At 59.3% G+C, this 25859-nt stretch carries 22 protein-coding genes; 4 read left to right on the top strand and 18 right to left on the bottom strand.

Going from position 1 to position 25859, the window contains the following annotated elements:
* Window positions 1–6: 6 nt before the first annotated feature.
* The 11 genes from AC0V6K_RS03230 to AC0V6K_RS03180 form a co-directional block, all read right to left on the bottom strand.
* A complete protein-coding gene (locus tag AC0V6K_RS03230; RefSeq protein ID WP_472626008.1) occupies window positions 7–1317 on the bottom strand; it encodes a radical SAM protein in 1311 nt (436 codons plus the stop codon).
* Window positions 1318–1361: 44 nt separating this feature from the next.
* A complete protein-coding gene (locus AC0V6K_RS03225; RefSeq protein ID WP_472624726.1) occupies window positions 1362–1571 on the bottom strand; it encodes a hypothetical protein in 210 nt (69 codons plus the stop codon).
* A complete protein-coding gene (gene ccoS, locus AC0V6K_RS03220; protein WP_472624724.1) occupies window positions 1568–1717 on the bottom strand; it encodes a cbb3-type cytochrome oxidase assembly protein CcoS in 150 nt (49 codons plus the stop codon). Before ccoS ends, AC0V6K_RS03225 begins: the two co-directional genes overlap by 4 nt.
* Entirely contained in the window at window positions 1714–3849 is a 2136-nt protein-coding gene (locus AC0V6K_RS03215) for a heavy metal translocating P-type ATPase (protein ID WP_486172547.1), read from the bottom strand. The genes ccoS and AC0V6K_RS03215 overlap by 4 nt, the downstream gene beginning before the upstream one ends.
* The gene (locus AC0V6K_RS03210; protein ID WP_472624722.1) at window positions 3846–4307 is read right to left on the bottom strand and encodes a FixH family protein; all 462 of its coding nucleotides are present in this window, start codon (window positions 4305–4307) and stop codon (window positions 3846–3848) included. Before AC0V6K_RS03210 ends, AC0V6K_RS03215 begins: the two co-directional genes overlap by 4 nt.
* Entirely contained in the window at window positions 4304–5821 is a 1518-nt protein-coding gene (gene ccoG / locus AC0V6K_RS03205; protein ID WP_472624720.1) for a cytochrome c oxidase accessory protein CcoG, read from the bottom strand. The genes AC0V6K_RS03210 and ccoG overlap by 4 nt, the downstream gene beginning before the upstream one ends.
* Entirely contained in the window at window positions 5808–6758 is a 951-nt protein-coding gene (ccoP, locus tag AC0V6K_RS03200) for a cytochrome-c oxidase, cbb3-type subunit III (protein WP_472624718.1), read from the bottom strand. Before ccoP ends, ccoG begins: the two co-directional genes overlap by 14 nt.
* A complete protein-coding gene (locus AC0V6K_RS03195; RefSeq protein WP_472624716.1) occupies window positions 6751–6912 on the bottom strand; it encodes a cbb3-type cytochrome oxidase subunit 3 in 162 nt (53 codons plus the stop codon). Before AC0V6K_RS03195 ends, ccoP begins: the two co-directional genes overlap by 8 nt.
* Window positions 6909–7676 carry a cytochrome-c oxidase, cbb3-type subunit II gene (ccoO, locus tag AC0V6K_RS03190; protein ID WP_472624714.1) on the bottom strand — a complete coding sequence of 256 codons (768 nt, stop codon included), beginning with the start codon at window positions 7674–7676 and terminating at the stop codon, window positions 6909–6911. The genes AC0V6K_RS03195 and ccoO overlap by 4 nt, the downstream gene beginning before the upstream one ends.
* Before the next feature lie 11 nt (window positions 7677–7687).
* Entirely contained in the window at window positions 7688–9265 is a 1578-nt protein-coding gene (gene ccoN / locus AC0V6K_RS03185; protein WP_472624712.1) for a cytochrome-c oxidase, cbb3-type subunit I, read from the bottom strand.
* 165 nt (window positions 9266–9430) lie between these two features.
* Window positions 9431–10201 carry a Crp/Fnr family transcriptional regulator gene (locus AC0V6K_RS03180; protein WP_472624710.1) on the bottom strand — a complete coding sequence of 257 codons (771 nt, stop codon included), beginning with the start codon at window positions 10199–10201 and terminating at the stop codon, window positions 9431–9433.
* Between the two features lie 286 nt (window positions 10202–10487).
* Between AC0V6K_RS03180 and AC0V6K_RS03175 the strand changes: the two genes are divergently transcribed.
* Both AC0V6K_RS03175 and acs read left to right on the top strand, forming a co-directional pair.
* Entirely contained in the window at window positions 10488–11162 is a 675-nt protein-coding gene (locus AC0V6K_RS03175) for an OmpW/AlkL family protein (protein ID WP_472624706.1), read from the top strand.
* Between the two features lie 142 nt (window positions 11163–11304).
* Entirely contained in the window at window positions 11305–13227 is a 1923-nt protein-coding gene (gene acs, locus AC0V6K_RS03170) for an acetate--CoA ligase (RefSeq protein ID WP_472624704.1), read from the top strand.
* A gap of 22 nt (window positions 13228–13249) precedes the next feature.
* Here acs and AC0V6K_RS03165 read toward each other — a convergent pair whose 3' ends face one another.
* From AC0V6K_RS03165 to AC0V6K_RS03135, 7 genes are all read right to left on the bottom strand, one after another.
* A complete protein-coding gene (locus tag AC0V6K_RS03165) occupies window positions 13250–15025 on the bottom strand; it encodes a sodium:solute symporter family protein (RefSeq protein ID WP_472624702.1) in 1776 nt (591 codons plus the stop codon).
* 14 nt (window positions 15026–15039) lie between these two features.
* Entirely contained in the window at window positions 15040–15336 is a 297-nt protein-coding gene (locus AC0V6K_RS03160) for a DUF4212 domain-containing protein (protein WP_472624700.1), read from the bottom strand.
* 90 nt (window positions 15337–15426) lie between these two features.
* Complete coding sequence (locus tag AC0V6K_RS03155; protein ID WP_472624698.1) at window positions 15427–16074, bottom strand: exonuclease domain-containing protein; 648 nt, start codon at window positions 16072–16074, stop codon at window positions 15427–15429.
* Between the two features lie 31 nt (window positions 16075–16105).
* Window positions 16106–17968 (bottom strand): DUF294 nucleotidyltransferase-like domain-containing protein, encoded by a 1863-nt coding sequence (locus AC0V6K_RS03150; RefSeq protein ID WP_472624696.1) that lies wholly within the window; start codon window positions 17966–17968, stop codon window positions 16106–16108.
* 57 nt (window positions 17969–18025) lie between these two features.
* Window positions 18026–19507: a TolC family protein gene (locus AC0V6K_RS03145; protein ID WP_472624694.1), complete on the bottom strand. Its 1482-nt coding sequence runs from the start codon at window positions 19505–19507 to the stop codon at window positions 18026–18028.
* On the bottom strand, window positions 19504–20556 hold the full coding sequence (locus AC0V6K_RS03140) for an HlyD family secretion protein (protein ID WP_472624692.1): 1053 nt from the start codon (window positions 20554–20556) through the stop codon (window positions 19504–19506). Before AC0V6K_RS03140 ends, AC0V6K_RS03145 begins: the two co-directional genes overlap by 4 nt.
* Window position 20557: 1 nt before the next feature.
* A complete protein-coding gene (locus AC0V6K_RS03135) occupies window positions 20558–22339 on the bottom strand; it encodes an ABC transporter transmembrane domain-containing protein (RefSeq protein WP_472624690.1) in 1782 nt (593 codons plus the stop codon).
* Between the two features lie 239 nt (window positions 22340–22578).
* Here AC0V6K_RS03135 and AC0V6K_RS03130 point away from each other — a divergent pair, with 239 nt between their 5' ends.
* The gene (locus tag AC0V6K_RS03130) at window positions 22579–23673 is read left to right on the top strand and encodes an FAD-dependent oxidoreductase (RefSeq protein ID WP_472624688.1); all 1095 of its coding nucleotides are present in this window, start codon (window positions 22579–22581) and stop codon (window positions 23671–23673) included.
* A gap of 46 nt (window positions 23674–23719) precedes the next feature.
* Window positions 23720–25858, top strand: a complete 2139-nt coding sequence (locus AC0V6K_RS03125; protein WP_472624686.1) for an FAD-dependent oxidoreductase — start codon at window positions 23720–23722, stop codon at window positions 25856–25858.
* Window position 25859: the final 1 nt, after the last annotated feature.

Here is a 25859-nt window from a genome sequence, read left to right as displayed (position 1 = left end):
ATTGGCCTAGATCGCAGTGCTGAACCGGTGCTGCGTGTCGGCGCGGTAGCTGTCGAACAGTGAGGCGATCACGCGCGCGTAGGGCAGGCCGTCGGGTGTGATAGTCAGCTGCATACCATCCAACGTCGCTAGCCCACGATCCACGAACGGCGCCAGTGCGCCTTGGCTAGCTGTAAGCAGGCAAGGCGAGAGCGTCGCGCTGTTGTGGCACAGCAGCGCCTCGATCACGCGCCCGCGCAATTGATCCTGCGCCGAGCGGACAATGCCGTGCGCCGCCGAAAGCCGTCCTTGCGAAGACAGCATGCGGTACCGACCATTGTTCTTCTCGTTCTGTGCCAGCAGCTCGGGAAAGCCGCTGATTGACGAGGAGCCGAGGCCGATAAGCACATCCGACTGGTCATCGGTGAAGCCCTGAAAATTGCGCCTGAGAGTTCCTTCGCGCACTGCCTCGGCCATGGAATCTTTGGGAAGGGCGAAATGGTCAAAGCCGACCGCCTGATAACCTTCCCGGGTCAAATATTCGAAGCCATGTGCCGCCATCGCAAAGCGCGCTTCAGCGCCCGGCAGGTTGCTCGCATCGATCATCTTCTGCCGCGCGACCAAGTGCGGGACATGGGCATATCCGAACAACGCAATCCGGTCTGCTCCCAGCAGTTTGGTGTATTCGAGGCTGTCGCCGAGGTCCTCCTGCGCTTGTCCTGGCAGGCCGTACATCAGATCAAAGTTTAGCGAGGTGACGCCTGCGCCGCGAAGCCAGTCTATGTTGCGGCAGATCAGCGCATCGCTTTGTTCGCGGCCTATTGCTGTCTGGAGATGTGCGGCGAAGGTTTGCACCCCCATGCTAGCGCGGGTGATGCCCGCCTCAGCGATGGCTTCGCCCCACACGCTCGACATGCTCCGCGGGTCGAGTTCAATCGACCATTCGGTGTCTGCGAGGCGGAAATTGCGGTGGATCGCGTCGACCAGGTCGATGAACTCGCGCGGTTCGATGGCGTTGGGGCTGCCCCCGCCAAAGGCGATGCGGCGCACTCGCGCGCCTGCGGGTAGCTTGCCCGCGACAACCTCGATCTCGTTGTGCAGGGCGGAGAGGTAGCTTTCGCGTCGTTGACGCTTGCCCGATGCGCCGGTGTTACACCCGCAATAATAGCAGATCTTCTCGCAGAACGGGATGTGGAGATAGAGCGAGATATCCCCGCTCGCGCGCTCGATAGACTTGTCGATCAGCCCCTTCTCAAGCGGGCCGAAGTCAGCGGCGGTGGGATAGCTGGTGTAACGCGGCACCGGCGTTTCGAGCAGGTCTGAATGATAAGTCCACATGCAGACCTTAGAGCGGTCGAGAAGCTGCCCGTCTTTGCGCGAAATCAAATTGCTCGTTTGGATTTTTGGCGACAATTGCCCGCATGGCATCCCTTTTGGTGGCAATCCTTGGGCAATTCCTGATCGCGCTTTCCAAGAGGAATCTCGACCACTCCTCCTCCGCACATGGTGGCGGTGATCGTCCTCTCCGCTACGGGCAGTGGCCCGGTGATCATCGGAATCAGAGCGATAAAGGCGAGGGAGGAGAGGTTCATTCCGGCGTCTCCTCGTCGATCAGGATGCGGTTCGCCGCGCCGTCCATATCGTCATACTGGCCGCTTTTCATCGACCACAGGAATGCGGCGAGGCCGAGCGCGCCCATGGCGAGAGCGATGGGAATGAGGAAAGCAAGACCTGTCATGACCTGGGCTCCTTTGCGCTTCCCGCCAGTCGCAGCGAATTAGCTACCACTACGAGCGAGCTGATCGACATGGCGATGGCAGCGATGAGGGGGGTGACATAACCGAACAGCGCGAGCGGGACGGCGAGAACATTATACCCGATGGCGAAACCAAAGTTCTGTCGGACGATGCGCATGGTTGCCCGTGCGACGCGGATAGCGAGAGCAACCGGCATCATCTTCTCTCCCACAAAAACCGCATCGGCGGCCTGTTGGCTGGCATCGCTGGCGGTGCCGGGGGCAATGGAGGCGTGCGCGGCGGCAAGGGCGGGGCCGTCGTTGAGGCCATCTCCTACCATCAACGGTTTGTGACCCGCGTCGTGAAGGGCTTGAAGCGCTGCAATCTTGCCTTCCGGGCTTGCGGAAGCGGAGGCGCTGATCCCTAGTGCCCCCGCCACCGCGGCAACCGCTTCGTTGCGGTCACCCGAAATGATGCTGGCTTCGATGGCCTGTTCCGCGAGCGCAGTGATGGTGGCTTGCGCATCGGGGCGCAGCGGATCGCTAAAGCTGATCGTGTACCTGGTCTCACCAATGCTCAGCCGTGTGGCAAGCGAGGATGAGGCGGTGTCGGGGCGGCCCAGTGCGGCGGTGACCCCGTTCCATTCGCCGATCAGGCCCTCGCCGCTGACTTCTTTGACTTTGGTCAGTGATGCAGGCTCGACGCCCTCGGCGCGCAACGCGGTGGTGAGACCACGGCTGAGCGGGTGGCGGCTGGTTTGGGCTAGGCCGAGCGCGATCGAGCGCGCCTGTGCACTAAGTTCCGAGAGATCGGGGCGAGGCTCGCCCAGTGTCAGCGTGCCGGTCTTGTCAAACAAGGCCACATCGCATTCAGCAAGACGCTCGAGCGCGCTGCCATCCTTCACCAGCAGCCCGCGTTTGAGCAGCGCGCCGGACGCCACCACCTGCGCTGTCGGAACAGCCAACCCCAAGGCGCAGGGGCAGGTGATGATCAACACAGCGATCGCAATCACCAGCGATTGATGCCAACCCGCACCGGCAATCATCCAGCCAATGAATGCGATCAACGCGAGCGAATGGACGGCGGGTGCGTAGAGGCGGCTGGCGCGGTCGGCGATGCGGACATAGGCGCTGCGTGATTGGCCTGCCTCGTCCATCAGCCGCGCGATTTCGGCGAGTGTTGTGTCGCCGGCAACTGCCGTTACCCGCACGCGGACTGGTGAACCAAGGTTGATTGCTCCGGCATGGACTTCGCTGCCCACGCCGACGGGTTCAGGTGTGCTTTCGCCGGTCAGCATCGCGTTATCGATCGCGCTGCTGCCATCCTCAATCACGCCATCAGCGGCGAGCGCTTCTCCGGCGGCGACGAGCACCAGCATGTCTGGCTCCAACTGGTCGGCAGGGAGGCGTGAGGTGCTGCCGTCCGCTGCGATGACGCTCGCGCTCTTGCCCATCCGGCCCAGCAGAGCCCCGATTCCGGCGCGTGTTTTGGTGCGCATCGCTGCATCCAGCGCCCGGCCGATCAGCAGGAAGAACAGCAGCATGACCGCGCTTTCGAAGTAGGCGTGTCCGCCCCCTTCGACGGTCTCGTAAACGCTCAAGGCTGTGGCGAGCAGCACCCCGATGGAGATCGGCACGTCCATATTGGTGCGCCGGTATTTGAGCGCCATCCACGCGCTGGCAAAGAATGGACGGCCCGAATAGGCAATGACGGGCAGGGCGATGAGGCCTGAAAGCCAATGAAACAGCTCTCGCGTCGCGCCTTCGGCTCCGGCCCAGACGCTGACCGAGAGCAGCATGATGTTCATCATGCCAAACCCGGCAACGCCCACGGCGCGCATCAACTGCTTTCGCTCTTTGTCGTCCGAGCCGAGCGGATTGTCCGAAATCGCTTGTGACTCAAAACCGAGTTTGAGCAGCATTTGCGACAAAGCCAGATCGTCGAGTGCCGGATCATGCTCGATTGCGACCCGCTTTGCCGAGAAGTTCACCCGCGCTGCCGCGACTCCCTGTTGTTTGGGCAATTCGCGTTCAATCTTGGCGATACACCCGGCGCAGCGCATTCCCGGCACCGAGAAACGGGTGCTAACCTGTTCGACCTCGTGCAGATCATCAAGGGCGATGGGTGCGTTCACCGGATCTCGCTTTCCCCGGTCCAGTCGCTGCCCGCCGCTTTGATGGTGAGCCGCATGGTCCAGCGGCCCGGCTCGACCGGGGTGGTCGAGCGATAAGTACCTTCGATATTGGGCGCGAAGATCAGCGAGACGTATTCGCGCTCACCCAACGGGCGGCGCAGTTCGGCGGTCAGATCGGCGGCTTCTGGCACACCTTGCGTGGTGACAGTGACAAAGCCATCCGCATCGCGCGCAGCCGTCGCTTCCCAGCCCAGCGCCTTGTCGGCTTCGGCCTCGTCGATCCAATCGTTGAACTTCTGGCTCGCGACATAGGAGTTTTCGACCACGATCCCGTGAAAACCCCCCACGGCAAGGCTTGCCATGTAGAAATTGACCGCGATCACGATGCCAAATCCGCCGACCATGACCATCAGCATATGCTTGCCAGTGAAGGGGCCTTTGCGGTTTGTGGTGCTCATGGCGTGTCTCCTGCTCCGGCAAATTTGGTGGTCACCGCATCGCGTTCGGCCTGTTCGTCAAGCGAGGTGAGGCGGAAATCGAACTCGCTCGCGCTCTCGCCTGCGGGCACGGTGACATAGGCGCGCACGACCTGAATGCCGTCTGCGGGCACTTCGATGGTCTGGCTGGTGGCAGCATCATCGCGGCTGACGGCGTCGGTCCACATCACCGATCCTTCGGGAAGGCCAACCAGAGCCACTTCCATATCGCGCGGGCGCGCTTCCATATTGCGCAGGCGTAAGGTGTAGGCGTTTCGCACCGCGCCGTCCTTCATCAGCAGGAAGGGCGGGTTGCGATCGGGCGAGACGGTTAGGTCGGTGTGCGTGCGCGTGCCGAGCGAGAACAGCAGCGCAACGCCAATTGCACCCCAGATGCCGAAATAGATGAAGGTGCGCGGGCGCAGCAGCGCTTTCCAAGCCGGCTGTGCGGGAGCGCCACCAGCCTCGACCTCGCATTGCTCTAGAGTCGCATAGTCGATGAGCCCTCGCGGGCGACCGATATCCTTCATGACGCGGTCGCAGGCGTCAATGCACAATGCGCAGGTGATGCAACCGATCTGCTGACCTTCGCGAATGTCGATCCCCGTCGGGCACACCGCAACGCATTCGCGGCAGTCGATGCAGTCGCCGTACTTTTCAGGCTCTTTCTGCGCTTTCTTCAGGCTGCCGCGCTGTTCGCCGCGCCAGTCCTTATAGGTGACGATCAGCGAGTTCTCATCGAGCATTGCCGCCTGAATACGTGGCCATGGGCACATATAGATGCACACCTGCTCGCGCATAAATCCGCCGAGCCAGAAGGTGGTGAAGGTCAGGATGCCGACCGTGGCATAGGCAACGAAGGCGGCTTGTCCGGTGAAAAAGTCCACGAACAAGGTCGGCGCGTCGGCGAAGTAGAGGATCCATGCGCCGCCGGTCAGCAGACTGATGACAAGATACACCGTCCACTTTGAGCCGCGCCGCGCGACCTTACCTACGGTCCAGGGTGCCTTGTCGAGCCGCATGCGCGCGTTGCGATCACCGTCAAAGAAGCGATCGACATGCTGGAACACGTCGGTCCAGACGGTCTGCGGGCAGGCATAGCCGCACCATGCACGGCCCACAGCGCTGGTGACCAGGAACAAGCCGATGCCGGCCATGATGAGCAGGCCAGCCACGTAATAGAATTCATGCGGCCAGATCTCGATATCGAACATGTAGAAACGGCGGTTCGCGAGATCGACCAGCACCGCCTGATCGGGGGCATAGGGGCCGCGATCCCAGCGGATCCATGGCGTGATCCAATAGATCGCCAGTGTGACCGCCATAACCAGCCACTTGAACCGTCGGAAGGGCCCGTCGATCCGCTTGTTATGGACTGCCTTGCGCTTTTCATAGAGCTCGGAATGGCGCGGCGGTCCGCCCGAGCCGCCGCCACCTTTCTTGAGCGCGCCGCCCCAATCGCGAGGCGCAGCAGCGGTTGGGTTAGCGTTTGCCATTATCCCGCTCCGCCATCGCGATATCGTCTGCTTCGCTATCGGCTGGTTCGGCAGGCTTGGTCGCTTCGCCACCACCGCGCGAATGGACATAGGCTGCCAGCATCTTGATCGTCACCGGATCAAGCCGTCCTGCCCATCCGGGCATTACGCCGTGGCGCGGGGCCAGAATCTGGCGTTGGATCAGCTCCCTGCTGTCTCCATAAAGCCAAATTGCGTCGTTCAATGCCGGTGCACCCTGAATGCGGTCGCCTTCGCCATTGGCTTGGTGGCAAGCGGCGCAATTCTGCGCGTAGATTTCCGCACCCTTGGCATTCGCCTTGCCCTTGTCGCTCAGCGACAGGACATGCTCGGTGACCGCAGCCAACTCAGCCTTGTCCAGAATACCTTCATAAGCGGGCATGTAGTTGACGCGGGTTTTGTCCGAATCTTCCCAACGGATGCCGTGCACGAGCGTGTATTCGATCGCGTCGATATCACCGCCCCAGATCCAATCGTCATCGTTGAGGTTGGGATAGCCGAACTTGGCATACCCAGCGGCACCTGCACCGTGGCACTGCACGCAATTGACCTTGAACGCGGCCTCGCCGCCCGCAACCGCGCGCTGCATCAGCTCGGGATTGGCGAGCAGTTCAGCTATGCTCATTCCTGCCAGCTGCGCCCGGAAGTCGGCTTGCTTGGCTTCGGCGCTCTTGATGTCGGCAGCCAGATCGCCCCGGCTGGACCAGCCGAGTGTTCCGGCGGTCGCCTTTTCGATCATCGGCCATGCAGGATACAGCACGACATAGACTATGCTGAATGCGACGGTGGCATAGAAGGTCCACAGCCACCAGCGCGGCAGCGGGGTGTTCAGCTCCTCGATGCCATCCCACTCATGGCCGACAAACTCGGTGCCGGTTGGCTCGTCGATACGGGTTTTGCTGTTCTTTGGATCAGACATCATCGTCTTCCTTGAAAATCAGGTTCTTGGCATCGTCGACATGCTGGCTTGAGCGGGGCAGAAAATGCCAGATGCACAGCAGCAGATAGAGGCCGAAGATCATCACCAGCCCATAACTGTCGGCGAAGTGGCGGAAGAGTTCGTAGAAGCTCATCGGCCTTTCTCCTCGGCCAGTTCTTGCTGTGCGGCGGCGCTGTTCACATCGACGAGCGTACCGAGCATCTGCATGTAGGCGATGAGGGCATCCATTTCTGTCAGGCGGGTCGGATCGCCATCGTAATCGCGGATTTGCGCTTTGGGATAACGCTCCTCCAGATCACCGGCGTCGAGATCGGGGTTGCCCTGTGCCTTCAGGTCGACTTCCGCATTCTCGATATCCTTCGCCGAGTAGGGCACACCCACCGCGCTCAGTGCCCGCAAGTTCGCCGCCGGATCTTTGATCTTGAGATCATTGTCGGCGAGGAAGCTGTATGATGGCATGATGCTGTCCGGCACCACGCTGGTCGGCTCGATCAGGTGCTGTACATGCCATTCATCCGAATAGCGGCCGCCCACGCGTGCCAGATCGGGTCCGGTGCGTTTTGATCCCCATTGGAACGGGTGATCGTACATGCTTTCTGCCGCCAGCGAGTAAGGGCCGTAGCGCTCCACTTCGTCGCGGAACGGGCGGATCATCTGGCTGTGGCAGACATAGCACCCTTCGCGGATGTAGATGTCGCGCCCGGCCTGTTCGAGCGGGGTGTAAGGGCGCATCCCTTCAACCTGCTCGATCGTGTTGTCGATCCAGAACAGCGGAGCAATCTCCACAATCCCGCCGATGGCGACTGTCACCAGAGTAGCTGCACCCAGCAGGGTCACATTGCGCTCCAGCTTCTTGTGGCTGGCGAAGGCTTCTTTCTTTTCGGTTGTGTCTGTCATGATCCCGGATCCTATTCAGCCGGCTCGGGCGCAGCCCCGCTGTGCGGCGGGAGCGGGCGGTCGGCTTGTTCATCATGTTCGTTGTAACCAAGCGGCGCTTCGGCACGTTGATTGCCCGCTATGGTCATCCAGATGTTGTAGACCATGATCAGCGCGCCCAGCAGGTATAGCCCGCCGCCAAATGCCCGCATCCAGTACATCGGCTTCAGAGCAACAACGGTGTCGATGAAGCTGTTCACGAGGAAGCCAGTCTGCGGGTTGTATTCACGCCACATCAGGCCTTGCGTAATCCCGGCGACCCACATGCTGGCGGCGTAGAAAACGATACCAAGCGTCGCGAGCCAGAAGTGCCAGTTGATCATGCGCAGCGAATACAGCCGCTCCTTCTTCCACAGCTTGGGCACGAGGAAGTAGACGCACGCAAAGGTGATCATACCGTTCCATCCGAGCGCGCCGGAATGGACGTGGCCGATGGTCCAGTCGGTGTAGTGCGACAGGCCATTCACCGCTTTGATCGACAGCATAGGGCCTTCAAACGTGCTCATCCCGTAAAAGGCGAGCGCCAGCACCATCATGCGGATGATCGGATCGGTGCGGACCTTGTCCCATGCGCCGTTCAGCGTCATCAGTCCGTTGATCATCCCGCCCCAGCTGGGCATCCATAGCATGATCGAAAACACCATGCCCAGCGTCTGCGCCCAGTCGGGAAGCGCGGTGTAGTGGAGGTGGTGCGGACCGGCCCAGATATAAAGGAAGATCAGCGACCAGAAGTGGATGATCGATAGGCGATATGAGTAAACCGGACGGTTCGCCTGCTTTGGTACGAAGTAATACATCATCGCCAGAAAGCCTGCCGTCAGGAAGAACCCGACCGCGTTGTGGCCATACCACCACTGGGTCAGAGCATCCTGAACCCCGGCAAACACGCCGTAACTCTTCGCGCCCAGCAGGCTGACTGGCAGCGCGAGGTTGTTCACCACGTGCAGCATCGCAACGGTCAGAATGAAGGCGAGGTAGAACCAGTTGGCAACATAGATATGCGGCTCTTTACGCTTGAGCAGCGTGGCTACGAAGACAACGAGGTAGCAGACCCAGACAATCGTCAGCCACAGGTCGACGTACCATTCGGGCTCGGCATATTCCTTCGACTGAGTGATACCGAGTAGGTAGCCGGTTGCGGCCAGCACGATGAACAGCTGGTATCCCCAGAAGACGAAGCGGGCCATGCCTGGAAGGGCGAGTGTCGTACGGCAGGTGCGCTGGACGACGTAGAAGCTCGTCGCCAGAAGTGCGTTGCCGCCAAATGCGAAGATCACGGCCGAAGTGTGCAGCGGGCGCACGCGGCCAAAGTTCAGGTAGGGTTCGATATTGAGCGCCGGAAACGCCATTTGCAGCGCGATGAACACGCCCGCAAGCAGCCCGGCCACGCCCCAGAACATCGTCGCGATCACGCCCCAGCGGATCACGTCGTCGTCATACTTGTCCGGCCCCGGCGGCATCTTGAAAATGCTTTGGGCTTTGGCCAGCGGGTCATAGCGGTTGAGTGTGGTGAGCATCACCAGCACCACGGCAAACGCCACGATCCCCATATGGATCGCGAAGCCCGAGATCAGCGGCTCCGGCGATGGCTGCTATGCAGGCAAGCAGGATCAGTGCCCACATGCCTAAACGTCCGACTACAGCTTCCATGTCGATTATCCCTTTCGTCCCTGACGCCAATTAGCGCGGGGTGGAGTGGCGGTATTTGATCCAGATCAAGATTGAGGAGATTTCGTGGTCGAAGCCGGATTTCCGGCTTCCGTCGCCAGTTGGCGGATGTCTGTCAGGCGAACGCAGCTGCGCCCTTCGGTTTCGACAAGGCCCGCATCGCGCAGCTCGGTGAACTGGCGGCTGACGGTTTCAATCGTCAGGCCAAGGCTGTCGGCAATGTCGCGGCGGCCCATCGGCAGTGTGATCTCGCATGGTCCATTGGTGCGGCCAGTCAGTCGCGTGGCCATTGTCACCAGAAAGTCCGCAATGCGTTGCCGCGCGGACTTGTGACCAAGCTGCATCATCTTCGTACGGCTGCGATGCAGCGCTTCCAATGAGCGTGTCAGAACCGAGCGGAGCACCACCGGATCATCCTGCGCCACATCCAGAAATTGCTTTGCGGGAAAGATTACGAGCTCAAGATCAGTAAGCGCGATCAGGCGAAAATCCGTGTCGGATTGCCGTAGGACGGATACAATATCCCCATCAAAGTGGAATGCCAGAACATGGTCACACACTGCGCTGTCCGCACCTTGATCGCCGTCGCCCGGCTGAGCAGCGCCAGATAATGCAATGAGTTTTGCTGATCCTTCGGCTATATAGACCAAGCGGTCCTCGTCCCGGTTTCCGGCCAGCTCTTTCCCCTTGGAAAGAGCCTGATAGCGACCCACTGCGCACAGGCGCTCGGCAGTTCGCTCGGGTCCACTGCCAAACGGAACGCTCGCTCTGAAAGCGGCCATGCTGGCAAGCTCGGGAGAAGGGCTGATGGTCGCCATAATGGCACCGATCTGGCCTTAGAAATTCGATCCGTCTTTGATCCGTATCAATGTCGGGAAATTCCCCAGCGACCAAAAGCGCCCGCATGAGAGGCAATCTCCTGGGCCGCGACGGGCGGCCACTGCTTCTCATAGGAATGCTGCATTATGACAGGCGCAATGGTGCGTTCGCCACACGGTTTAGGCCATCAGGCCACCCGTTTGGCCGACGCTGACAACCAGCGCGCAAGCCTAAGCCCGATGCAGCGAAACTCCCTACGCTTTGCAATATCAAGGATCGAAAATCATGAAGAAGTCGTTGCTCCTATTCGGAATGGCCGCAGTAGCGATGGCCAGTTCACCAACCCTCGCGCAGGATCGCGCAGGAAAAGTTCAGCTGAAGGTTGTCGGCACAGCGGTTCTGCCTGATGGCGAAATCGATCAGGTCAATGTTGACACCGTTGGTCTCCCCGCAGGAACGGATACAGAGGCCAACGATAACTTCGTGCCAACGATCGCGTTCGAGTATTTCTTTACCGACAATTTCTCGATTGAGACCATCGCTGGCACCACGCAGCATGATGTTGATGCGGTCTCGGGCCTGCCGGTAGGTTCGGAACTCGTGTCTGACGGCCTATTGCTCCCCGCGACCGTCACGGCAAAGGCTCACGTCGATATCGGTGGTGTGAAGCCCTATGTCGGTGCGGGCGCGGCTTACTTTATCTGGCTGGACGTTGATCCCGGAGCGGCGACCATCCCGCTGGGAGTGACGCAAACCGATTTGTCCGATGAATTCGGCTTTGTGCTGCAGGCCGGTGTCGATGTGCCGGTTGGCGATAACGGCTTTGGTCTGACGCTGGATGCCAAGCGCTACTTTGTCGGCACAACCGCCCAGTGGTTTGCTGGAAACACGCTAGCCATTGAGACAGAGCACAACCTTGACCCGTGGGTGCTCAGCGCAGGTCTCAGCTTCCAGTTCTAATCACCACGGAGATAAGTTCCAATTCGGCCCCGCAAGTCACAGATGCTTGCGGGGCCATTTCGTTTCGATCCGAAAATCCCATCTGAAATGATGGACAGCGCCGCCAGCACGATTAAACCGGTGCGCGTATAGGAGAGAGTGAATGAACGAGTTTGTCCGTCGCCCGGAATCTTCCCGTGAGACGCATTGCACAGCCGAGCAATATGAGGCGATGTATGCCCGCTCGTTGAGCGATCCGGACGGATTTTGGTTGGAGCAGGCGCAGCGGCTAGATTGGTTCACTGCTCCGACACAAGGCGGCAACTGGTCCTATGACCCGGTCGATATTAAGTGGTTTGAAGATGGCACGCTGAACCTGTGTCACAATGCGGTGGATCGGCATCTTGAAACCCGAGGTGACGCAACCGCGATTATCTTTGAACCGGATGATCCGGCGACACCGGGCCGCACTCTGACCTATCGCGAGCTGCACGGCGCGGTGATCGAGATGTCGAATGCGCTCAAAGCCATTGGAGTGACCAAGGGCGAGCGGGTGACGATCTATATGCCCAATATCGTCGAGGGCGTGACCGCGATGCTCGCCTGCGCGCGACTGGGAGCGATCCATTCGGTTGTATTTGGCGGGTTCTCTCCCGAGGCACTGGCTGGGCGGATCGAGGATTGCGAAAGCCGCTTCCTCGTGACCGCCGATACCGGTTTGCGCGGGGCGAAATCCGTGCCGCTGAAAGCCAATGTCGATGCCGCATTGGATATCGCCGGCGGGGTCGAAGGCGTGCTTGTAATCAAACATACCGGCGCCGACGTATCCATGTCTGACGGGCGTGATCACTGGTATCATGATGTCAAATCCCACGCGGATTGCCCGTGTGAGGTGATGAGCGCAGAAGACCCGCTGTTTATCCTTTACACCTCTGGCTCTACCGGGAAGCCCAAAGGCGTGCTTCACACAACGGGTGGATACGGCGTGTGGACGGCGACCACCTTTAATTACATCTTCGATTATCAGCCAGACGAGGTGTTCTGGTGCACCGCAGATATCGGCTGGGTCACCGGTCATAGCTACATCGTCTACGGCCCGCTCATGAATGGTGCGACACAGATCGTGTTTGAGGGTGTGCCCAATTACCCCGATCACGGCCGTTTTTGGGACGTGGTCGCCAAGCACAAGGTCAACATCCTCTACACCGCCCCCACCGCGATCCGCGCTTTGATGCGTGAAGGCGATGACTTTGTGACGAGCCGCGATCGTTCTTCGCTGCGGCTGCTTGGCAGTGTTGGTGAGCCCATCAACCCCGAAGCGTGGCGCTGGTACTTCGATGTGGTGGGTGAGGGCCGCTGCCCGATCATCGACACGTGGTGGCAAACCGAGACAGGCGGTTGTATGATTACGACGCTTCCCGCTGCGCACGATATGAAACCGGGTAGCGCTGGCCTGCCAATGTTCGGCATCCGTCCGCAGTTGGTCGACAATGAGGGCGGCATGCTGGACGGCGCGACAGATGGCAATCTGTGCATCACGCACAGCTGGCCCGGTCAGGCACGCAGTGTCTACGGCGATCATGAGCGTTTCGTGCAAACCTATTTCAGCACTTACACGGGTAAGTACTTCACCGGTGACGGCTGCAAGCGCGACGATGATGGCTATTACTGGATCACGGGCCGCGTTGACGATGTGATCAACGTTTCGGGCCACCGCATGGGCACAGCCGAGGTGGAAAGCGCGCTGGTGCTGCACGATCTCGTCGCAGAGGCGGCAGTTGTCGGATACCTGCACGATATCAAAGGGCAGGGCATCTATTGCTACGTTACGCTGAATGCCGACGCTGATGTCTCAGATACAATCGTCGCTCACTTGCGCGCGCATGTGCGCAAGGAAATCGGCCCGATTGCGACGCCTGATCACATTCATCTGACGCCTGCCTTGCCCAAGACGCGCTCAGGCAAAATCATGCGCCGCATACTGCGCAAGATCGCCGAGAACGACTACGGTTCTCTGGGCGACACTTCGACGCTGGCTGATCCCGGCGTGGTCGATAGCTTGATCGAAGGGCGCCAGAACACCTGATCTGGCGCCGCTTCGCTTTCGCTTAGTGGACTTGAGCGTCCCCCGCGCCGCGCGGGACACGGATCGAGTCCACCAGCTTGCGGATTTCCGGCGGGGTCTTGGCCGTCATGCTCGCCACCGCGATGGCGACCGCGAAGTTGATCACCATACCGATCACACCGATCCCCTCGGGTGAAATGCCGAACAGCCAGTTTTCGGCGGTGTTGGCTGACGGTGCCCAGAGCTTGAAATAGGCGATGTAGCCAAAGGTGAAAGCCAGCCCTGATACCATGCCCGCGATTGCGCCCTCCTTGTTCATCCCTTTGAAGAAGATGCCCATGAAGATCGCCGGGAACAGGCTGGACGCTGCGAGACCAAAGGCGAAGGCCACAACCTGCGCCACCCATCCGGGCGGATAGATGCCCAGATAACCGGCTACCAGAATGGCAGCCGTAGCCGCAATGCGTGCTGCGAGCAGCTCGCCTTTCTCGGAGATGTCAGGTTTGAACGTCGTCTTCAGCAAATCGTGGCTGACCGAGCTGGAAATCACCAGCAGCAGACCCGCTGCGGTCGATAGCGCCGCAGCCAGGCCGCCGGCCGCCATCAGGGCAATCACCCAACCGGGCAGATTAGCGATTTGTGGGTTGGCCAGCACCAGCGTGTCGCGATCAACGTAGACCTCGTTTGCGTTGTCAGTGGTGGGAGCGTTGGCGATCACCCGTTCGCCATTGGGACCAGTCTCGCCGGTGAATTCGGGCTTGCCCTCAAAGGCAGGGCCCGGCCGATATTGCATGACGCCATCGCCGTTCTTGTCCGTCCACGCGTACAGGCCCGCATCCTCCCAATCCGTGAAAAAGCTCTCCACCTGAGCGTATTCGACATCATCGACCTTATTGATGAGGTTATACATGCCAAAGGCACCAACGGCCGGCGCGATGGTGTAGAGCATGGCGATAAAGACCAGCGCCCAGCCCGCTGATTTGCGCGCATCGGAGGCTTTGGGCACGGTGAAGAACCGCACAATCACATGCGGTAGACCCGCCGTACCCACCATCAGCGCCATAGTGATGCAGAAGATGTCGATCGTGCTCTTCTTCGCTGCAGTGTAGGCGCCGAAACCAAGTTCCACGAGCACATTGTCGAGCCGCTCCAACACGTAGGTGCCGCTGCCATCGTTCAGCTCTGACCCAAGGCCCAATTGCGGGATCGGGTTTCCGGTCAGCATGAAACTGATGAAGAAGGCGGGCACCATATAGGCGAAGATAAGGACGCAATATTGCGCCACCTGTGTGTACGTGATGCCCTTCATCCCCCCCAATACGGCGTAGATGAAAACTATGCCCATCCCGATGATCACACCCATCGTGATCTCGACCTGCAGGAACTGCGAGAAAACGATCCCCACGCCGCGCATTTGCCCGGCAATGTAGGTGAAGCTGATGAAGATCAGGCAGATCACCGCAACAACACGAGCAGCCTTTGAATAGTACCGTGTGCCGATAAAGTCAGGCACGGTGAACTGTCCGAATTTGCGCAAATATGGCGCGAGCAGCAGGGCGAGCATGACGTATCCGCCTGTCCAACCCATCAAATAGACGCTGGCGTCATAGCCCATGAAAGCGATGAGACCGGCCATGGAGAGAAAGCTCGCCGCGCTCATCCAATCGGCGGCTGTGGCCATGCCGTTGACAACCGGGTTCACCCCGCCGCCCGCGACATAAAAGTCCTTTGTCGATCCGGCACGGCTCCAAATGGCGATGCCGATGTAAAGCGCGAAGCTGGCGCCAACGAAGAGATAGATGAGGGTCTGCGTGTCCATTCTTTAGCGCCCCCTCAATCGTCTAAATCGTATTTGCGTTCGATCTGCCGCATGCGCCAGACGTAGAAGAAAATCAGCGCAATGAACGTGTAGATTGAGCCTTGCTGCGCAAACCAGAAGCCGAGCGGATACCCACCGAGGCTGAACTGATCGAGCCATTCACGGAAGAGGATGCCAGCGCCGAATGAAACCGTGAACCAGATCGTCATCAGGCCAATCAGAAGGCGCAGGTTCTCGCGCCAATAGGCACCTTCCGCTGCGCTCGTTTCTTGCGGCTTCTCTTCGGTCTGATTGTTGTTGCTATTGCTCATTGCTCAACGCCTCTCCCTTGCGCATTGTCATTACGCTATTCGCGCTCGGTGCGGCGGGCGAGAGCGGATGCGAGTTTATGCCCGATTGAGTTATGACGATCCGGCAAGCTTGATTACATCGCCAAGCGTCGGATTGGAGCGCAAACGCTTGCATTGTGCCATAAATAGCTCGGCAGCCGCGATCGCATCGGTCAGCGCATCATGTGCGCGGTATTCCGGCAAGCCATATCGGCTGCGGCATGCGCCCAGTCGGTAAGCGCCCGGCGCAGTCAGATTAGGGCTTAGATGCCGTTCTAACCTCAGGGTGCACAGGCTGCGCACCGGCACTGCGTCTCCGAATATTGAACGGGTCGAACGGGCGATGGCGGATTGCTCAATTCCAGCGGAATGCGCCACGACATAGTGGCCGCTCAATGCTTCAACCAAATCGGACAGTACGCGCCCGATTGGCTCACCCGCGGCGGCGCGTTCCTCACCGATGCCGTGAACAACCACTGCATCCCGGTCGAGCTCTGCCGAACTACGGATATCGCGCGACACAGCGCCTGCCATGGGAATGCCGCGTATACTGAATCTGACCCATCCGGCCTGAAGAAGGTGCGAGTCCCGCGTGAGGCCGTCCAGCTCAAAATCGAGCGCGAGCAAGGGCGCGTCGGCCAAAGGCGTTTCTGGCGATGGCCATGCCGCATTGGCGTAGTCACGCAATGCCGCATGGCGGGAGCCTGCAAGTGGCTTCAAGGCTCGCTCAAACCGCCAATTTGCGAACATCTCAGGCGATCCCGCCGGCAAAATTGCGTCGCAGAGCGTCCAGCGCTTCGCGGATCACTGCGAAAGCGTCTTTGAGATAATCACGTTCGAGCGGCGAGAGCTTTTCCGGCGCGATCAGGTTGTCAGGTGTTCCACCGCGCGCGATCTGTGCAGCCTGATGCTCAATGCGCAGTTCGTTGACCAGCAGCAGAGCATCCTCGAGGCTTTGCGCGTCCTCGCTGTTCATTTTGCCTGTTTTGACCAATGCGCGCAGCCGCCCGATTGTGCCGACTTCAGGTAAGCCTGCAGCCAAAGCCTGGGTCCGGGCAATGTCGACAATCGGCATGATCGCCTGCTTCTTCGCATTGAAGACCTTTTGCCCGTCCTCTGTCTTGTCCAGAACCAGATTACGGAAGAAGCCGAGCGGTACTTTGCTGCGCAACGCATCACGCGCGAGATAGCTAACGAATAGCGGGCTGTCTTTGAACAGACCCAAAGTATGCTCGCGCAATTGGCTCGAAAGCGCGTTGTCGCCATGCATGTGGCGCATATCGAAGAAGATCGTGGCGCGCAGGATCCGGTCTTCGTCAGGTCGCTGGATCCAATGCTCATAACGTTCTTGCCAACCCGACAAGGTGCGGCGCTGATCGGCGTTCTTCGCCATGATCCCGCCCCTGCAATAGACGTAGCCGCACTCATTCAGCACATCTGAGATTCGGGTGCCGAGCTTCTCGAAATAGGCGAATGCAGCTTCGTCCGCTTCGTCCGCAATCACAAACCCGTTGTCTTGATCAGAGCCAGTCAGCTGCTCTTCGCGCGCCAGCGAACCGAAAGCTACAAAAGCATAGGGACAGGGCGGCGGGCCAAGCTCTTCTTCAGCCAGCTGGGCGGCCCTACGATGGATTGCCTCGCCTAGTGCGGAGGTGAAGTGCATCACATGCGCGGCATCCATTCCTGACGCGACCATCTTCTCGAAGCTGTCGGGAACACTTTGGGAGGCCGCAATCAATTGTTCAGCGGTCTTCGCCTTAGCGATCAGCATTCCCGCATCAATGGCGCTGTGTCCGATCGCTGCCAGAATGTCGGTGGCGCTCAGGATACCGGTCAGGCCCCCATCCAGATCGACCAAAGGGATATGCCGGAACCCGCCCGATGCCATCATCGCCATCGCCTCTGCCGCCGTGCCATACATGGTAAGCGTGCGGGGACTTGCCGTCATGACATCGGCGATCGGGCGATCCAATGCGGTGTCGGCTGCCACAACTCGGCTGCGCAGGTCTTTGTCGGTGAAGATACCGGTCAATTGACCATCATCGCAGATCGCGAGCGTGCTGACCCCTTCGGCATCCATCAACCGGACCGCATCGCGAACGCTTACATTGCTGGAGCAGGAAACGGGGGTACGTGAGCCGATCAGCTCAAAGACCTGCTTTTTGGCGAGGTCAAAGCCGCTGTCTGCACGGCGGTGGGCGAGAGCATGTTTGAGCCGCTGCGCCTCGTCTTCGGCGAAGAACTGTCGAAACGCTGCTGATTTCTCGCGCAGAGCATGAAACGTCTCCGCGCTGACCGCATAGAGCAAGGTGTCTTCGAGCGCGGTCGTGGTGTTGCGAACCTCGCCGCCTCGCAACAAGGACGGATAGGCAAAACATGCTCCCTGTGCGAGCCGAGCGGTCAGTTCCTTACCCGCCAGCATCAATTCGACCGCGCCTGAACGGACCACATAGAGCCGTTCGTTGAGCGTGCCTGCTTCAAGGATGACTTCACCCGCCTTCCGATAGGTGACTTCGACCTGGCACGTGATGGCGGAGAGATCATCATCCTCAAGCGCATCGAACGGCGCCGATGCGCGCAGGAAGCTTGCGATTTCGCTGATCTCACTTGCCATCTCGTGTGCCTAGCCGATTACGGGGGCATTGGAAGTGAGACTTTGGTCTTGGAAACCTCAGTCCAGACCCAGCTCATCCAAGTTCATTGTCGCCGCATTGAAGCTGGCTGTAGCGAGCCGACCGGTCAACTCCGCGCGAATTGCCCGCACACGTGCATCGGCCGCGCTCTCTTCGCGAAGATTCACGAGGAAGAAATCGCCCGCGCCAAGGCGAAACCGCTTTCGTTCCGCATTGACCATGGCGGTGGCTTGCTCAACCTCCTGATCGGCGAGGTCAGCCAGACGCAGAGCCGCATTGAGATTGGTCAGGATATTGCCGAGCTCGACCTGAATCTGGTCAGAAATACGCCTTTGACGCAGCTCTAGCTCTCGCAATTCAGATTCCGCGCGCCGCAAGCGTCCGCGAGCCTCGCGTCGCTGGAGTGGCACGGTAAGGGTTACTCCGACGACAGTATCGGTGGAATCGAACGTGGGGCCGCCATCGCCCACGGCGCCGAAATCACGCGAAAGCTCAATCGATGCATCAAGGCGCGGTTGCATATCGTTCTGGCGCAGCGCGATCTTGTTGCGCGCGCGTTCCAGAGCGATTTTGAAATCCTGAAGCTCGGGGCGGTTTTCGAGCACTGCGTTGCGTTCCATCGCCATCAGCGTCTGAACATCGGGCAGATTGGCCAGCGTGTTTTCGTCGGGCAATTGCTTGCGCCCCGGCGTCACCAGCTTCCCGCTGTTATCGCGCAGATAGTATGACAGGCTATTCGCAGACGTTTCGAAATTCCGCTTCGCCTGTTCTAGCAAGGTCTTGCGCCGGATGATGTTCTGTTCGTTTTCGGTCAGTGCAATGCGCGGGATGGCGCCGGCACTGAACTGGCGCTGCAGACCGATGGCGCGCGCCTGTGCGATTTCCAAAAGCGCTTCGTAAACGCGGATTTCGCGCCCCGCGGCAACCCATGTCCAGTACGCCTTCAGCGCCTCATGCTGAACCTTCAGCTGGACAAGTAGGACATCGAGCCGAGCTTGTCCGGCGGCGAGGCGGGTGTCTTCGATGTTGAAGCGGCGCCTGTCGATATCCCGATCCCGCAAAAGCGAGAACAGCGCGCCCACTTTGAACTCGCCGACCTGGTTAGTGTTATAGATGTTCTCATAAATCGGGAAGCGACCGTCGGAGACGCGATAGCTCCCGAAAACTTTGGCCCCGTAAGGCTCCAGCGCTTGTGTAGCCTTTACTTCGCCAAAGCCGCCCGAGAACGTACCGGTGAAGCGGTCATAATACTCCGCCTCCAGCATCAGATCGAACGCGCCATCGGCAGCCAGTTGGTCTCCACGCGCTGCCGCTTCGCGCTCGAAGCTTTCAAGGATACTTGGAAACCGCAGGGCAGAGGAACGCAGAACCGTCTTGGGCATAAGCGGGCCGCTGCGAAGCGTCTGCTCAAGCGGTTGCTGGACCGGCTCGATATCCTGCGCCGACAAGGTCAAAGGGACTGCGCATGCCAACATGGCAAGCGCACCAGCGATCACGCCTCGGACGAGGCGGCGCATCATTGCGAAGCGCTTTGTCCGCCCGTGCCGTTTATGCCGTCATTGGCAGGGGGCAATTCGGGTGGGAAGTTGTTGAGTTGGCGCCAGATTTCATATCCGACGGGCACTGTCTCAAGCAGCACCCATGCCTGAACCGCTGCGCCAAAGCGGGCGTAGCGTTCTTCTGGCCAAGGGATCTCGGCATTCGGGTCCTCAGAGATCAAAACGCGGAAACGGCCATTGGGTTGGGCCTGCTGGTCGACACCGGTCACGATCCCTTCGAACGTGCCAACGGCGACTGAAGGCCAGCCGCTGAACTGGACCGCAGGCCAGCCTTCGAACTGAATGCGCGCAGGCTCTCCATACTGGATCAGCGCCACATCGCGCCCATCGACGAAAATTTCGACAACGCGCTCGGACGTTTCAGGCACAAAAGTCGCCAATACGTCTCCAGCACTCACGATGGTCGCGCTGTCACCCGCGTTTATGCTCTGAATGAATCCATCGCGCGGGGCGACGATGGTTTGCTCTGACTGGCGCGCAAGCCTGGTTTCGATCTGAGTGATCCGCGCTTGTGCTTCGGCGACCTTTCCGCGCATTTCGGCGACTTTGATTTGGGCGAGTTCATAATCGCGCCTCGCGGTCAGCCCTTCGCGGAAAAGCTCGTTCATGCGCCGCTCGTCTATCTCGGCAGTCGATTGGGCGTTCTGCGCCGCCTGGATCTGGATTTCAGCTTGTGTCTTTTCTGCGCGCAGTCGTTCCAGAAGATTGGGATCAACATCAGCGATGCGTGCGATGGGATCGCCTTTCAGGACCGCGCTGCCATCGCGCACGAACCATTCAACGATCCGGCCCGGTACAACCGCATTGATCTCTTGCTGCCGTTCGTTGGGATTGAGCGTCGTGACCACGCCGCGTCCGCTGGTGGTCTGCACCCAAGGAACGTAAATCAGGAATGCCAGAGTCGCGAGAAGACCGAGTAGCACGATGATAAAGACGGCGCGGAAGACGCGCGGTGGCTGCAGCTTCGCCAGCGTTTTGAAGTGCGCCATATCCTGTTCGAGTGTGGCCATCTTACTTGCCCACCTTTCCAGCAGGCGCGCCGTCTGGATCACCATCTATCAGCTTGGTGTTGTCCCCGCGCAAAGGCGAGCAGCCGTTCACAACCTGACAAAATTCGTCGAAGTTCTCGAAGAAGCGTTGCTGCTGCGCTTCGAGATACAAGAACCGGTCGAAACCAAGATCGATCCGACGGTTCGAGAAGTAGATGACCGTGGAATAGGCTTGCTCGCGCAGCTCGTTCACCGCCCTGGCTAACGGCTCTTCGTCAAGAAGATCGAACAAACGGCTCAGCACCAGAATACGGGGCTGTTCAAGCAGAGCATTGGCGAGCTTCAACTGCTGCAATTCAACCGAAGAAAACGGGTATCCGGTTGAGGCGATGCGCGTATCGAGCCCGTGTTCGAAAGTCGAAATCGTGTGCGTCAGCCCGACCGTTTCGAGTGCCCCGACCATCCGCCGCGTCGCGCTGTTCGGGCATGACAGGCTGAGATATTCGCGGATGGTCATGTCCACGAAGGATGCGCGTTCCAGCACGTGGACATTGTTGCGTAGGTTGTGCGCTTCGATGTCTTGAAGATCGATCCCACCCATCGTTGCAAAACCGCTTCTAGGAATGTCGTGAAGCTTCAGGACATTGGTGAAGAGTCGCTGCATTCCATGATGGCTGGCAGAGGCCATGACGATCGACCCGCTGGGGATTTCGAAGTTGAGTTCAGCCTCTTCATGTCGAGCCATGCCGCGAACGCCATTGAAGACGAGAGTGTGATCATTGCCGGTGACTGGATCATCGCCGCTCGGATCTTCCTGTTCCACATCGTAGAACAGCGAAAGCTCCTCGATCGCCGCGCACAGATCATAGAAATAGGTCAGATATGTGCCGAGTTGGGCAACGCCGAAAAACGCGACCGAGAGCACCAGTTCGGCCGCAACCAATTGGCCCAAGGTCAATTCACCTTGGATGACCAGCCAGCCGCCCAATCCCAGCAACACAGCACTGGCCGCCGCATACATAAACAAAAAGGCGAGCGCCTGCGCAAAGTGTTGCCGGAAATGGCGCTTTCGTTCTTCGATGTATTTGGCGGTGTAGTCGTCTGTCTTGTCGAGCGCATAATCGATGCGCCGCTGCGACTTGAAGAAGCCGTTGGAGTAGCCGATGGATTCCAACCAAGCTGCCGTGCCATGCTTAGCGTGCGACAGGTCAATCCCTGTGCGGATCGCACGCGCGCCCCAGACGAGCCAGATCAGCCAAATGAAGGCGATCAGGACCAGCGTGAAGCCAAGGAACCATGGGTGATACAGCGAGACGAGGAGGAATCCGACGGCGACTTGAAGCAGCACGGTGAATCCGCCGACGAACAGAACCGGGATCGCCTTTTGGACGTTGACCACGTCGAAATAGCGATTGAACAAAGCGCCCTTGTTCGCGTCCGTGAAAAACGGGTTCTGTGCGTAGACCGAAATAAGCGAAATCTCGGCCACCATACGGGCGTAAAAGCGGCGCGCGAAAATCTCGAGCAGGTGAATGCGCAGCGCATAGAGCAGGGCGAAGATCATCAGCAGGCCGAAAAGCGTGCTGGAAAGCAAAACCAAGGGTGCAGTCAAAGCTGTGTTAGCCACTGTATTCACGAGCATCTGAACCGAAATCGGTGTGGCCAGTGAAAGCACACTGATCCCAACGCCGTAGACGATGGCGAGCCAGTAAAAGCTGCTTTCCGGCTTCAAGATTTCAAAAAAGCGACGGAAAAACCGCACCAAAGATAGGCGGCTGCCGTAGCTCGGATTGTCAATGGCCATTGCCGTTACCCGTCAAATCCTGCGTTCCGCCATGGTGGCGATGGAGAGTGCAAAATCGAAACCGCGCGGTATCCCGGGCCAAACGCGGGGGCAGGCTATTGCCCACCACAACACCGAAAGAACGCACTGATTAAGTGGCGGTTCCATGGTCTGGTGATCCGCGGATGGTCGCCATTCTTCATCCGTGCGGCTAAGCGTCTGCGAATGATTGCGGACTCACTTCACCCGTCGGTGCCGGATTGACCGAAACATCGATCCTTTTGGTCGGAGGCGGCCATGCGCATGTCGCCGTGCTGGTGGACTGGATTAAGCGAGGGTGTCCGGGCCGCGCGACGTTTCTGACGCCTTATCCGACCTTGCGATATTCCGGCATGGTCCCCGGCTGGATAGCGGGCGAACATGATAGGGATGATGGGGTGGTTGATCTTGTCGGACTGGCGCGGAATGCGGGCGCCGAACTGGTTCCGGATCGCTGCGCGCAATTTGATCCGGATGAGCGGGTCGTGACCTGTGAAAGCGGTCGGGAAATCGCGTTCGATATCGCTTCCATCGACACCGGTGGTGTGGGCAGAGCGGCCGCTTTGCTCGGCGATGATCCGCGTATCCTTGATGTGCGTCCAATCGACCAATTTGTCGATGCGATTGCAGAAAAAGAGAGCAGCGAAGAGGTCGCTGTCATTGGCGGCGGCGCAGGAGGCGTTGAACTCACCTTGGCGCTACGCAATCGAGACAGAGGTAGTGCCACACAGGTCACTCTTATTGCCGGTGAAGATGGCCTTTTACCAGGCTTTTCGCCGAAGGTGATTGCGCTGGTCGAGAACGAACTGAGGCGGCAAGGCCTCACCATGCTCGAGGTGAATGCCAGGATTAAAGATGGGGCGCTGTGGGCCTCCCAATCCCGATTGAATCCGGACCTAATTGTCGCCGCACTGGGCAGCGCGGCACCTGATTGGCCGAGTGAGAGTGGTCTTGCGGTGGATCACGACGGCTTCATCGCGGTCGACGGCCACCAACGATCAACCTCGCACCCGCATATCTTTGCCTCAGGAGATGTGGCGGCGCGACAGGATATCGCCGTGCCGCATTCTGGCGTCCATGCGGTGCACACTGGGCCAATTCTGGCAGCAAATTTGCGCGATGCAATCTCAGGCAATAGTCCCGGAAGGAGCTACACACCGCGCAGCGCCAGCTTGTACCTGATTTCAACCGGCGATGGCGGCGCAATTCTCAGCTATGGCCGGTGGGCATTACAGGGCAAATGGGTCGGACGGCTCAAACGCTTCATCGACAAACGCTGGATTTCCAAATACGCGAAGCTGGCAAGCGGCTCGTAACGTTTCAGACGAAGCGCGCGAACCGTAAGGCGAACAAGGGGTACGCATGAAGAAACTGATTATCCTTGCAGCGCTCGCGGCGCTCATTGCGGCTTACTTTATCTTCGATCTAGGCAGCTATCTGACCGTTGAAGGGATCAAAGGGCTGGTTGACCAGTGGAAGGATTTCTACGCTGAGAACCCGGTGCCGGTTATCGCTGGTTTCTTTGTGATCTACGTCGCGGTCACCGCCGCATCGCTGCCGGGTGCTGCGATCCTGACATTGGCGGCTGGTGCGATGTTTGGCCTCGTCACCGGCACAATCATAGCCTCTTTCGCCTCGACACTTGGTGCCACGCTTGCCTTCCTTTCGGCACGCTATGTCCTGCGCGATACGATGGAAGACCGCTTCGGCGAGCGGCTGAAATCAATCAATCAGGGGCTGGAGCGCGACGGGGCGTTTTACCTCTTCACCCTGCGCATGATCCCGGCGGTTCCGTTCTTTGTCATCAACCTTGTGATGGGCCTGACCCGCATCAAGACTTGGACCTTTGCGTGGGTCAGCCAGATCGGCATGTTCCTTGGTACGATTGTTTACGTGAACGCAGGCACGCAGCTTGCGCAGATCGATAGCCTGTCGGGCATCGCGACCCCGGCTGTGCTCGGCTCTTTCGTACTGCTTGGCATCGCCCCGTGGATCGCGAAGGGCATCATTGGCGCGATCAAGCGGCGCAAGGTCTATAAAGGCTTTACGAAGCCCAAAAGCTATGATCGCAATATGGTGGTGATCGGTGCGGGCGCGGCTGGCCTTGTCTCGTCACTGATCGCATCGACCGTGAAAGCCAAAGTAACGCTGGTTGAAGCGCACAAGATGGGCGGCGATTGCCTCAACACCGGCTGTGTCCCGTCTAAGGCGCTGATCAAAAGCGCCAAGGTCGCAGCCCAAATGCGCAATGCGGACAAGTATGGCCTTGAAAGCCATGAGCCGAAGGTTCCCTTCAAACACACCATCTCCCGCGTGATGGACGCAGTGAAGGCTATCGAGCCGCACGACAGCGAGGAGCGCTACACCGGCCTCGGCGTCGATGTAGTGAAGGGCTATGCCAAGATTATCGACCCTTGGACGGTCGAGATTGCGCGCAATGACGGCAGCACGCAGCGCCTGACCACCCGCTCGATTGTGATTGCGGCGGGCGGTGAGCCGTTTGTGCCGCCGATCGACGGGTTGAAAGACAGCAATTACCTGACCTCTGACACGATGTGGGATGCCTTTGCCGAAATGGATACGCCGCCTGCGCGTGTGGCCATTCTAGGCGGCGGCCCCATCGGCTGTGAAATCTCGCAAAGCCTTGCGCGGTTGGGTTCGAACGTGACCCAGATCGAGATGATGGACCGCATCATGGGCCGTGAAGACCCCGAAGTTTCCGAGCTGGCCAAGAAGGCACTGGAGGAATCGGGCGTCACCGTGCTGACCGATCACAAGGCGGTGCAAGTCACTGGTTCTGCGGTGATCGCGGAACATGGCGGCTCCAAGGTCGAAGTGCCTTACGATGCGTTGATCGTGGCAGTGGGCCGTGCGGCACGCCTCTCCGGATATGGCTTGGAAGAGTTGGGCATCGACACCGCCAAAACGGTGGTGACCGACGAATTCCTCGCCACCAAATTCCCGAATATCTTCGCGGCTGGTGATGTAGCCGGACCATACCAATTCACCCACACCGCCAGCCACCAAGCATGGTTTGCTAGCGTCAACGCGCTGTTCGGCCAGTTCAAGAAGTTCAAGGCGGATTACTCGGTCATTCCGGCCGTCACCTTCCTCGACCCCGAAATTGCCCGCGTTGGCATCAATGAGACCGAGGCTGAAGAGCAGGGTATCGAGTACGAGGTGACCCGATACGATCTCGACGATCTTGATCGAGCGATTGCCGAGCATGAGATCAAAGGTTTTGTCAAAGTGCTGACAAAACCCGGCAAAGACACTATCCTGGGTGCGACCATCGTGGGCTACAATGCGGGCGAGATGCTGGCCGAATACACGCTGGCAATGAAGCACAAGCTGGGCCTCAACAAGATCCTCGGCACGATCCACCCCTATCCGACGATGGCGGAAGGCAACAAGTTCGCTGCTGGCGAATGGAAGAAGGCGCGCAAGCCGGAGAAGCTGCTGGCGCTGGTCGAGAAATATCACGACTGGATGCGCGGGTGAG

It is taken from the genome of Erythrobacter sp. S43, assembly GCF_057364955.1.
This window is presented reverse-complemented; position numbering and strand designations above follow the sequence as displayed.

Coding starts and splice junctions, on each gene's coding strand:
- AC0V6K_RS03230 (WP_472626008.1), bottom strand. CDS start 1,317: ATGTGGACTTATCATTCAGACCTGCTCGAAACGCCGGTGCCGCGTTAC.
- AC0V6K_RS03225 (WP_472624726.1), bottom strand. CDS start 1,571: ATGAACCTCTCCTCCCTCGCCTTTATCGCTCTGATTCCGATGATCACC.
- ccoS (WP_472624724.1), bottom strand. CDS start 1,717: ATGACAGGTCTTGCTTTCCTCATTCCCATCGCTCTCGCCATGGGCGCG.
- AC0V6K_RS03210 (WP_472624722.1), bottom strand. CDS start 4,307: ATGAGCACCACAAACCGCAAAGGCCCCTTCACTGGCAAGCATATGCTG.
- ccoG (WP_472624720.1), bottom strand. CDS start 5,821: ATGGCAAACGCTAACCCAACCGCTGCTGCGCCTCGCGATTGGGGCGGC.
- ccoP (WP_472624718.1), bottom strand. CDS start 6,758: ATGTCTGATCCAAAGAACAGCAAAACCCGTATCGACGAGCCAACCGGC.
- AC0V6K_RS03195 (WP_472624716.1), bottom strand. CDS start 6,912: ATGAGCTTCTACGAACTCTTCCGCCACTTCGCCGACAGTTATGGGCTG.
- ccoO (WP_472624714.1), bottom strand. CDS start 7,676: ATGACAGACACAACCGAAAAGAAAGAAGCCTTCGCCAGCCACAAGAAG.
- ccoN (WP_472624712.1), bottom strand. CDS start 9,265: ATGGGGATCGTGGCGTTTGCCGTGGTGCTGGTGATGCTCACCACACTC.
- AC0V6K_RS03180 (WP_472624710.1), bottom strand. CDS start 10,201: ATGGCGACCATCAGCCCTTCTCCCGAGCTTGCCAGCATGGCCGCTTTC.
- AC0V6K_RS03175 (WP_472624706.1), top strand. CDS start 10,488: ATGAAGAAGTCGTTGCTCCTATTCGGAATGGCCGCAGTAGCGATGGCC.
- acs (WP_472624704.1), top strand. CDS start 11,305: ATGAACGAGTTTGTCCGTCGCCCGGAATCTTCCCGTGAGACGCATTGC.
- AC0V6K_RS03165 (WP_472624702.1), bottom strand. CDS start 15,025: ATGGACACGCAGACCCTCATCTATCTCTTCGTTGGCGCCAGCTTCGCG.
- AC0V6K_RS03160 (WP_472624700.1), bottom strand. CDS start 15,336: ATGAGCAATAGCAACAACAATCAGACCGAAGAGAAGCCGCAAGAAACG.
- AC0V6K_RS03150 (WP_472624696.1), bottom strand. CDS start 17,968: ATGGCAAGTGAGATCAGCGAAATCGCAAGCTTCCTGCGCGCATCGGCG.
- AC0V6K_RS03145 (WP_472624694.1), bottom strand. CDS start 19,507: ATGATGCGCCGCCTCGTCCGAGGCGTGATCGCTGGTGCGCTTGCCATG.
- AC0V6K_RS03140 (WP_472624692.1), bottom strand. CDS start 20,556: ATGGCCACACTCGAACAGGATATGGCGCACTTCAAAACGCTGGCGAAG.
- AC0V6K_RS03135 (WP_472624690.1), bottom strand. CDS start 22,339: ATGGCCATTGACAATCCGAGCTACGGCAGCCGCCTATCTTTGGTGCGG.
- AC0V6K_RS03125 (WP_472624686.1), top strand. CDS start 23,720: ATGAAGAAACTGATTATCCTTGCAGCGCTCGCGGCGCTCATTGCGGCT.